7 protein-coding genes are annotated in these 9,629 nt (G+C 48.0%); 3 read left to right on the top strand and 4 right to left on the bottom strand.

The genetic code is table 11. The features are described from left to right. Window positions 1-10: 10 nt before the first annotated feature. Window positions 11-1,549 (top strand): S8 family serine peptidase, encoded by a 1,539-nt coding sequence (locus KD145_RS05560; protein WP_212004914.1) that lies wholly within the window; start codon window positions 11-13, stop codon window positions 1,547-1,549. Between the two features lie 75 nt (window positions 1,550-1,624). Here the strand turns inward: KD145_RS05560 and KD145_RS05555 are convergent, their stop codons facing one another. The 3 genes from KD145_RS05555 to KD145_RS05545 are packed head-to-tail and all read right to left on the bottom strand — an operon-like array spanning window position 1,625 to window position 4,182. Beyond that, window positions 1,625-2,602 (bottom strand): MlaD family protein, encoded by a 978-nt coding sequence (locus tag KD145_RS05555; RefSeq protein WP_212004913.1) that lies wholly within the window; start codon window positions 2,600-2,602, stop codon window positions 1,625-1,627. Next, window positions 2,599-3,378 carry an ABC transporter ATP-binding protein gene (locus KD145_RS05550; RefSeq protein WP_212004912.1) on the bottom strand — a complete coding sequence of 260 codons (780 nt, stop codon included), beginning with the start codon at window positions 3,376-3,378 and terminating at the stop codon, window positions 2,599-2,601. The genes KD145_RS05555 and KD145_RS05550 overlap by 4 nt, the downstream gene beginning before the upstream one ends. A 9-nt stretch (window positions 3,379-3,387) precedes the next feature. Then, on the bottom strand, window positions 3,388-4,182 hold the full coding sequence (locus KD145_RS05545) for an ABC transporter permease (RefSeq protein ID WP_212004911.1): 795 nt from the start codon (window positions 4,180-4,182) through the stop codon (window positions 3,388-3,390). A 136-nt stretch (window positions 4,183-4,318) separates the two neighbouring features. Here KD145_RS05545 and ligA point away from each other — a divergent pair, with 136 nt between their 5' ends. Continuing rightward, window positions 4,319-6,475: an NAD-dependent DNA ligase LigA gene (gene ligA, locus KD145_RS05540; RefSeq protein WP_212004910.1), complete on the top strand. Its 2,157-nt coding sequence runs from the start codon at window positions 4,319-4,321 to the stop codon at window positions 6,473-6,475. After that, window positions 6,472-8,247, top strand: coding sequence for a DNA polymerase/3'-5' exonuclease PolX (gene polX, locus KD145_RS05535; protein ID WP_212004909.1), 1,776 nt, complete (start codon window positions 6,472-6,474; stop codon window positions 8,245-8,247). The genes ligA and polX overlap by 4 nt, the downstream gene beginning before the upstream one ends. Before the next feature lies 1 nt (window position 8,248). Here the strand turns inward: polX and KD145_RS05530 are convergent, their stop codons facing one another. Continuing rightward, on the bottom strand, window positions 8,249-9,628 hold the full coding sequence (locus KD145_RS05530; protein WP_212004908.1) for a tryptophanase: 1,380 nt from the start codon (window positions 9,626-9,628) through the stop codon (window positions 8,249-8,251). Window position 9,629 lies beyond the last annotated feature (1 nt).

Raw genomic sequence — 9,629 nt, 5'->3', positions numbered from 1 at the left:
AATGAAATCCATGAGAATTTCTAATTTATTTGCAGCTTGTATTATTCTTTTAGCAACTGTTGTTTCCTGTAAAAGATCAGAGACACCATTGCAAGCTAATGCCCCACAGTCAGTAGAGGGTGTTGTACCAAAATCTGTAATCAATGCACAGGTCTATGAAATCCTTAAAAAAACCGGTGGCTTCGACTGGAAAATGGTAAATGACAATGTTGTCTGGAGCGCACTGGTACAAAGCGACAGCATTTTGTCCGTAGGTTACCAGCCTGACGGTACAACAGACATCAGCAAACAACTCGGTAGAATTGACGTCAACAGCTCCGAGTGGGCTGCTGCCCGTCAGCAGGTGCTGAACATCATCCTTGAAAATGAACAGAACAAAGGCAGCAAACTGGAGAAAAGTCCCGTTACCTACCAGTCTGCCAAACTGCCTGTTTTCTACGTAAAAGCCAGCCGCCTGGCTACTGTAAAAGCGCTCCGTGCATCCAAAATGGTACGTTATGCAGAGCCGGTGGGCTATGGACGTAACATGCAGGTAGCTCCTGCCAGTAGTGGTGCTGCCTCCGGAACTTCTATTTTAACCTTTGGTTGTGACTCCAACCTGCCCAAAACCACGCTGGTACCAGGTGTAGACTATACCACCATTACACCGAATGCTAAACAGTCCTGGAACTATGCGATTCACAACATTCCCCAGGCCTGGACACAATCCACTGGCGCCGGCGTAAAAATAATGCTTATTGATACCGGTGTAAGTCCTGATCAGGCCAACCTGGGCAGTGCTTTCAACCAGGGCGCTTCTTCCGGCAGAACGATCACCAAAGTGGCCACCTGGCCCGGAGGTACGCCTGCAGACGTTTGTGGCCACGGTACTAAAATGGCAGGTGTGATTGCATCTCCACGTGGCGTAAACGGCGCCAGTTCCGGTATTGCCTATAACAGTAATCTGATTGCCGTACATGCCGCTGAAAATGTGGTAATCATGTCAAATGAGGCTGTACAGGGTGTCGGTGATGCCTATGTAATGGGTGCTGATGATGCCGCCGTAAAAATTATCAGCATGAGCATGGGCTCAATCTTTTCTTTCGGCCATATCACCGATGGTATCCAGTATGCTTACAGTAAAGGTAAACTGATGTTCTGTGCTGCCGGTACCACCAACTCTACCATCGGGCCCTGGCTCGGTGTTATCTATCCGGCTACTATGCCGGAAGTGCAGGCTGTAACTGGTGTAAGAGACAATTTCACTACTCCTTGTGAAGACTGTCATTTCGGAAGAGAAGTGGCTTTCACTATTGTGATGGAAAAATCAACTACCGGTGTTAACCCGCTGACTACTGCCTATACAGGTGATGCACCTAATACAGTTGGTGGTTCTTCTGTGGCAACAGCCAGTTGCGCAGCGATTGCAGCGCTGGTATGGAGTAAATATCCTTCCTATCCAAGAGATAGCATTGTTGCCAGGATGCAGAGAGCTGGTTCCAATTACCCGCTTAAAAACGGTCAGCTGGGATGGGGTGTTGTAGATGCCCAGAAAGCAGTTGGTAACTAATTTTGTTTAAGTGGTCATCCTGGAGTGAGGTGCCTTTCCGTTGTAACGGCGGGAAGGCACCAGCTCCCTGAACGATTATTGTTGTGTTGTTTTTTGTTTCTTTTTAAAAAATCCCCTCAACAAAAAATTGTGTTGCAACGCTTCCATGTCTTCCTTTAGTTTAGTACTGGCAGTATCGAGGTTGCTGATCATACTCTTCAGTTGCGCGCCGGCGGCTTCATCATGCAGTAGTACATTGGGTACGTTTTTATTGCCGTTATTCAGTTCATCACTGGCTTTTTTCAGATTGGCAGAAAATGCAGCCAGGGTATCCATGGTTTCCTGTAGCCTGACTATGCTCTTGTTGATCCTGGCATAGCTGATAGTGTCGGCCAGCAGGTTGTTGATGGATGATCCTTCTTTATTAAGACGATGAGAGAAGTCAGAGAGGTTGTTCATCATTTTGGGAGTACTGGACGAAGCATTACGGATATTGGTGATAGCACTCCTGGCATCGCTCAGGCTGTTCTGTAAATTACCGGCCATAGTGGAATCATTGATCAGTGTGGTGATTGCGCCTTTACCGGTTAATATTCTATGGCTGATTTCCTTGAGGTTGCGGGTGATCTGAAGAAGGTTGCCGCTGCTGGAGTCCAATAAACTTATCATATCAGTGCCCAACGGATTACCATGGAGGTATCCGGTATCTGCTATCAATGGAGAGCCTGCCGTACCTCCGTACACAATGATGATTCTGTTGCCGATAAGACCGTCTGTACCAAGTTTAACCTTCGAATCCTGGTGAATATATTTTCTGGATTCTTGTTCAATATTCATGACAACAAGGACGTTTCCATCCTCTGTCAGGGAAATTGTTCTTACGATGCCTATTTTTACCCCTGAAAACCAGATATTGTCTCCCTCTTTCAGACCGCCTACGTCTGCCATAATCGCCCGGATGGGAAGCTTGCTCCCGAACACTTTATGCTGGCGACCAAGAGTCCATATTGCAACAGCAATGAAAGCGAGTGCAATAAAGGAAAAGATACCGACTATCAATAAATGCCTGTTCATGTGTCAATGATGAAATTGTAATCATAAAACTTTTTCGCTTCAACATCTCCTGTGGTAAATACTTCCTCAAAAGATCCTTCCCGCTTGAACTTGCCATTTTCTATCAGCGCTAACCTGTCGCCGGTGGCTTTGGCGCAGGTAAGGTCATGAGTGATGATTACGGAGCTGGTCTTGTATTTTTTCTGTACATCATTAATCAGCATGATAATGTCTCCGCTGGTTACCGGGTCGAGCCCGGCAGTAGGTTCGTCATATAGGATGATATCCGGCCGCAGGATCAGCATACGGGCTATCCCCACCCTTTTTTTTTGTCCGCCTGAGAGCTCAGCCGGCATCTGGTGGAGGCTCTGCATTAGTCCCACATGCTCCAGTACTTCATTAATCCCGTCATCAATTTCTTTTCTGGTGAGGTGCTCCCTGTTTCTGACTAATGGGAATTCAAGGTTTTCCTTGACAGTCATGCTATCATATAATGCACTCCCCTGGTAGAGGAAACCTATTTTCAATCGTAGCTCCTGCAATGCTTTGGGATGAAGTTTATCTACTTCTTCTCCTGCTACGCTGATAGTGCCACTATCCGGCTTGAGCAAGCCGGCGATAAGTTTTATCAGTACCGATTTTCCGCTTCCGGAACGCCCCAGCACCACTACATTTTCCCCTTTATATAAATCGAGGTCCATACCCATCAGTACATCTACCGTATCAAATGACTTGTACAGGCTTCTGATTCGGATCACGGCATTTTGTTTGTCTATGGTTACAGGTTCTTTTTTCATGGCATTGGTTTAGTATGGTCTGAATTGATTTACGATCTGTACAATGATCATTTCTTCAATAAAGATCAAAAACATGCTTACGACCACTGCAAGGTTGGCTGCTTTGCCGACACCTTGTGTGCCTGTTTTTGCATTATATCCCTCATAACAGCTGGTAATGCCGATCGTAAATCCGAACACCACCGATTTGAAAATAGAAGCAAAAATATCCAGAAACGATATGCTGGAAAAGCCATGTTGAAAAAAGGCTATGTAGCTGGTCTTCTCATGCTGGTATACATTGGTATAGGAGCCCAGCAGCCCTACAAAAGCCATGTAACTTACCAGCAAGGGATTCATGATGGTGGTGGCCACCACTCTGCTGACCACCAGAAACTTAAACGGGTTGGTGGCGGATACCTCCATCGCTTCAATCTGTTCCGTAACTTTCATGGAGCCCAGCTCTGCCCCGATATTGGAGCCTACTTTTCCAGCCACGATCAGTGAGGTGATCAGGGGCGCCAATGCCCTTACAATAGCAATGGAGATAAGCCCCGGCAACCAGGAGGTAGCGCCAAACTCTGCCAGGGAGGGACGCGATTGTTTGGTAAATACCACACCTGTAATAAAGCCTGTCAGGGATACCAGCATAAGGGATTTGTATCCCACATTATAACACTGCTTTACCGTTTCACGGAATTCGTAGGGAGGCTTGAATACCTCTGAAAAAAAACGAAGAATAAACCGGCAAGCACTATATACATCAGCAATGAAAAGAGTATATAGTTTGTTGTAAAAGGTGTATTTGGGCTGAGCAGATTTCATACGCAGATTTCATACAATGATAACAGAAAGTATAGAGGGAAAGTTCCATGGCCGGGCCTGATATACACCAACGGCATGTATCTTGTGGCCCTTCAACAGAATGGTGACTGGTCTTCATTAATACTAAAAACAGTGTATGAAGCAGTATAACAGTAAACAGGCAGCTGCGTTACAATCGTTGTCAGAAAGCCTCCTGGTGCATCACAAAAAAGGGCGGCTGTTAAAGGATACAAAAAGCACTATGCATGCATTGTACCGCGTTATTCCGTATCACGATTGGCTTTATTATATAAAAAGTGCTCCTGTTGTAAATGATTATGAATACGATGGATTGTTTGCCTGGCTCAGGCAATTGGAAAAGGAGCATCCTGCGCTGACAAAGGCAGGGTCACCCGTGAAGAAAGTGGCTGAAGGCTTAAGCTCCGCGCTCTCTGCAGTAAAGCATAAAGTGCCGATGTTAAGTCTGGAAAATACCTACCATACACAAGGCCTCGAAGAATGGATCGCTAAAACCCGGCAGGCCACCCGTCATGAGTCTGCTTATTGCCTGGAGCCCAAATTTGATGGGGCGGGCATTTCCCTGATATACGAAAACGATAGACTGCTCCGCGGAGCTACACGCGGAGATGGTGCTGCCGGAGAAGATATTACCGGCAACATCCGGAACATCGCTTCCATCCCGTCATCTGCGCCCTTTGCTGCTTTGGGGATTGCCACCATAGAGATCAGGGGAGAAGTATTAATGAGTAAAAAAAGTTTCGCAGCTTTTAATCAGGAACGTATCGCACATCAGTTGCCTCCCATGGCCAACCCGCGGAATGCCGCTGCCGGTACTTTACGCATGATTCATCCGGAGGCCGCCGCACAACGGAAACTGGAAGCGGTATTATATCATGTCAGTTATTATACGATGAAGAAAGGGCATCCGGCACCGGCAGCCCTGAAAACACAGGCTGGCACGCTGGACCTGCTGGCGAAACTGGGATTTGGTACGCCCGCTGCACAGAAGAAGGTCGTCACTTCCATCCGGGAAGCGGTCCGTTATTGCCAGTCATTTGAAAAGAAAAGAGATTCGCTGCCGTATGAGATAGACGGCCTGGTCGTAAAAGTTAATGATGCCGATGAACAGCGATTGCTGGGCATGACCAGCCACCATCCGCGCTGGGCTATCGCTTATAAATTCAAGCCCAGACAGGCCAACAGCAAACTGCGGAAGGTCATATTTTCCGTGGGCCGTATGGGAGCTATTACGCCGGTGGCTAAAATTGACCCGGTAGCGATTGGCGGGGTAACGGTGTCTTCTGTTTCCCTTTTTAATGAAAAGCTGATAAAGGACAAGGATATTCGTGTAGGCGATACCGTTTTAGTGGAACGGGCTGGCGATGTGATTCCATATATCGTTAAACCGGTAACGGAAATGAGGAAGGGAACGGAGACGAATATACGTTTTCCTTCAAAGTGCCCTGTTTGCGGGCATGCGCTGGAGAAGCCCTTCGGTGAGCAGATATGGTATTGTGTGAATATCAACTGTCAGGCGCAGGTGCTGGAACGGATTGTTCATTTTGCCAGTAAGGATGCGATGGATATTACCGGTATGGGAGAAAGCCATGTCCGCGAGTTCTATGAGCAAAAGCTGATAAAGGACATTCCTTCCATCTTTGAACTGAATGAACGCAAGGTGGCTGCTTTGGAAGGATGGGGTAAAAGGTCGGCAGCCAATTTAATGAGTATGATAGAGCGGGCCAGACATCAGCCTTTGCAGCGTCTCGTTTTCGGACTGGGCATTCATTACGTGGGCCTTACCACAGCGAAGGTGTTGGCCAAAAAGGTAGACTATCTGCCGGACATAGCCCGGAAAAAGCCGGCAGACCTGAGAGGAGAAGGAATAGGCCCGAAGGTAGCAGAGAGCATCAGCCACTTTTTTGCAGATAGGGAAAATATAAGATCGCTGAAGAAGCTGGAACGTTTGGGCGTAAATATGCATGCTGCCGGACATCGTGCCAGAACAGATGACACCCTGAAAGGAAAAACATTCCTCTTCACCGGTACACTCGCCGGGCTCACCCGCAGTGAGGCTGCCGAAATGGTGGAACAACACGGAGGACAGGTGCTCAGCAGCGTATCACATGCACTCAATTATCTGGTGGTAGGAGAGCATGCCGGTAGCAAACTCACCAAAGCCAGTGAGAACAAAGCAATCAGGTTATTGCAGGAAAAGGATTTTCTGAAGATGGTAAAACCACCAACACGTCGTTTATCAGGTTCCCGAAAAGCTAAAATACGTTTGCCATGATCCAGACTACTGAAAATACCATCAAACAAAATGCTACGGTAGCCCGTCTATTGCATCATATGGCTTCCGGTTACAAATACCTCGGCACTAAAGAACGTTTTCGTGCCATCGCTTATGAAATCGCTGCCCGTACCGTCAACAACCTGCAGGCAGACATCTCCGCCTATGCAGAAGATAAAAAGGCATTGGACCAATTAAATGGGATAGGCTCCAGCATTGCAGAAAAAATCATCGAATACCTGAAAACAGGTAAAGTGAAAAAATATGAAGAGCTGAAGGAACAAATCCCGGAAGAGCTGCTGGACATGATGGACATTACCGGGTTTGGACCGGCATTGGTGAAAGTATTACATGAGCAACTGGACATCAACACCCGGGCTGAGCTCTTGAAGGCTATTGACGAGGGACGGCTGGAAGGCATTAAAGGTTTCGGCGATAAAAAAATTGAAAACATAAAACGCGGGCTGCATCTTTTTGAAGAAGCCCAGTCCCGCCTGCTGTTATGGGATGCTGTACTAGCCGGGAATAAAATCCTGCAGGCCATCCGGCAGTTCCCTGAAGTCCGCAAAGCTGAGCTGGCAGGCAGTGTACGGCGAGGAAGGGAAACGGTGGGGGATATTGATATCATCGTAATGGCCACTTTAAAGGACCAGAAAAAGCTGGCTGATAAAACACAAAAGCTGCCTGGTATCGTTCGTGTGCTGGCAGGTGGAGATACTAAGGTCAGCCTGCTGTTGCAAAACCAGACCCAGGTGGACGTCCGTATCGTGACGGAAAATGCCTACGGTGCGGCGCTGTTGTATTTCACCGGTTCAAAGGAACATAACGTCCGCCTGCGCACCATTGCCAGGGAAAGGGGCTGGAAGCTGAATGAATACGGCCTCTTTGACCTGAAGACAGATAAATACCTGGCTGGAAAAACAGAAGAAGAAATGTACCGGTATATGGGGCTGCAATTCATCCCTCCGGAACTGCGGGAGGATAAGGGCGAAATAGATCTGGCTGCCAAAAACAAATTACCGGCACTGGTGACATTAAAAGACATCAAAGGAGATATGCACCTGCACAGTAAATGGAGCGATGGTGAAGAAGAAATAGAAACACTGGCCCGTTATGTAATGAAGACGTTTCCTCAGTACGAATATCTGGTGATGACAGACCATTCCCCCAGTGAACGGATATCACATGGTTTGGAACCGGATGATTTTGTAAGACAGTTCAGGGAGATAGACCAGGTGAACAAAAAGATAGGACGCGACTTTATCAAAAAAGGCGTGGAAGTGGATATACTGGCGGATGGTCAGCTGGACTTACCAGACGATCTCCTCGAAAAATTCGACTGGGTGGTAGCCTCTATTCATAGCGGTTTGGCACAGGATAATACCCAGCGGTTGCTGAAGGCTTGTGAACATCCTGCTGTCAACTGCATCGGGCATCCCGGCGGCAGGCTGGTAGGCACAAGGGATGCTTATCCGGTCAACTGGCGCCAGCTGATAGACAAGGCGGCCACCACGGGTACTGCACTGGAGATCAATGCGCAGCCCGGCAGAATGGACCTGCAGGACGATCTCGTTAAGATGGCCATAGACAAAGGGGTACAGCTGGTGATTGATACCGATGCACATGCCAAGGTGCATTTTGACCTGATGCAGTTGGGGGTAACAATTGCCAGGAGAGGCTGGTGTAAAAAACAGGATGTACTCAATACCATCTCCTGGCGCGAGATAACACAGTTCAGCAATAAAAAAAATAAAACAAAGCGGAAGCATTAGGCTACAACCGTTCAAACCTGGCCTGGAAGAACCGGAGATGTCGCGGTTCGTGCATCATCCCGAGGCCTTTTACTTTTTCCCTTTGGTGATAGGTGTCTATTACGATATCTGCTATGTCATCCATATGGTCTTTCGTGTATACCCTGTGTGGGATGGTGAGCCTCACCAGTTCCAGTCTGGGATACATATGATCGCCGGTTTGTTTATCGCGGCCGGCAGATACAATACCACGTTCCATTGTTCTTAAACCTCCGTTGATATACAGCTCTGCAGTGAGTGTCTGGGCCGGGAATTGATGTTGGGGGATATGCGGATAAAATGCGGTGGCATCAATGTATACGCCATGGGTTCCGATGGGCTTCACTACAGGTACGCCGGCTGCTATGAGTTTGTTCCCCAGATAGTGCACCTGTTGTACCCTTGCCTGTATATGTACGTCCTGAACCGATTCCGCAATGCCGATGGCCTTGGCCTCCATGTCTCTGCCGGCCATGCCGCCATAGGTATGCAGCCCTTCAAAAAGCACGGCAAGATTGATGGCTTCTTCGTACAGGGCATGTTCATTGAGTGCCAGCAGGCCGCCGATGTTTACCAAAGCATCTTTTTTCCCGCTCATGGTGGCAGCATCTGTGAGAGAACAGATCTCTTTTATGATTTGAGCAACAGAATGGTTTTCATAACCACTTTCCTGCTGCTGGATCATGTATGCATTTTCCGCTACACGGGCCATATCGTGCACGATACGGATGTTGTACCGGGCAGTGAGTGCTCGCACCTGTTTCAGATTGCTGAGGGAAATGGGCTGTCCTCCCGCCATATTAACGGTGGTGGCTATACTGAGATAGGCAATGTTTTCAGCACCGTGACGGGCAATGAGATTTTCGAGTTTGCGGAGGTCTATATTTCCTTTGAAAGGAAAGGTGTTGCCCGGGTCGTAGGCTTCGTCGGTAATCACATCTGCAAAAGTGCCGCCGGCCAGTTCCTGGTGAGCACGGGTAGTAGTGAAATACATATTGCCAGGTACCAGTTGACCGGGTTTGATCAGCATCCTGGACAGGATGTGTTCAGCACCTCTTCCCTGATGGGTGGGCACCATGTATTTGTAACCATAATGCTGCTGTACAGCAGCTTCGAGATGGTAGTAGTTGCGGCTGCCTGCATAGGCTTCGTCTCCCAGCATCATACCGGCCCATTGCCGGTCGCTCATGGCTGCGGTGCCGCTGTCGGTGAGGAGGTCGTATTGTACGTCTTCCGATTTCAGCAGGAAAGTGTTATAACCGGCTTCCCGTATATGTTGTTCACGCTCTTCCCGGCTTCTGGTGGTGATCAGCTCCACCATCTTTATTTTGTAAGGTGTGGTTATTTTTTTGTTGGTTAGCATG

This window comes from Chitinophaga sp. HK235, from assembly GCF_018255755.1.
Classification (GTDB): Bacteria; Bacteroidota; Bacteroidia; order Chitinophagales; family Chitinophagaceae; genus Chitinophaga.
This window is presented reverse-complemented; position numbering and strand designations above follow the sequence as displayed.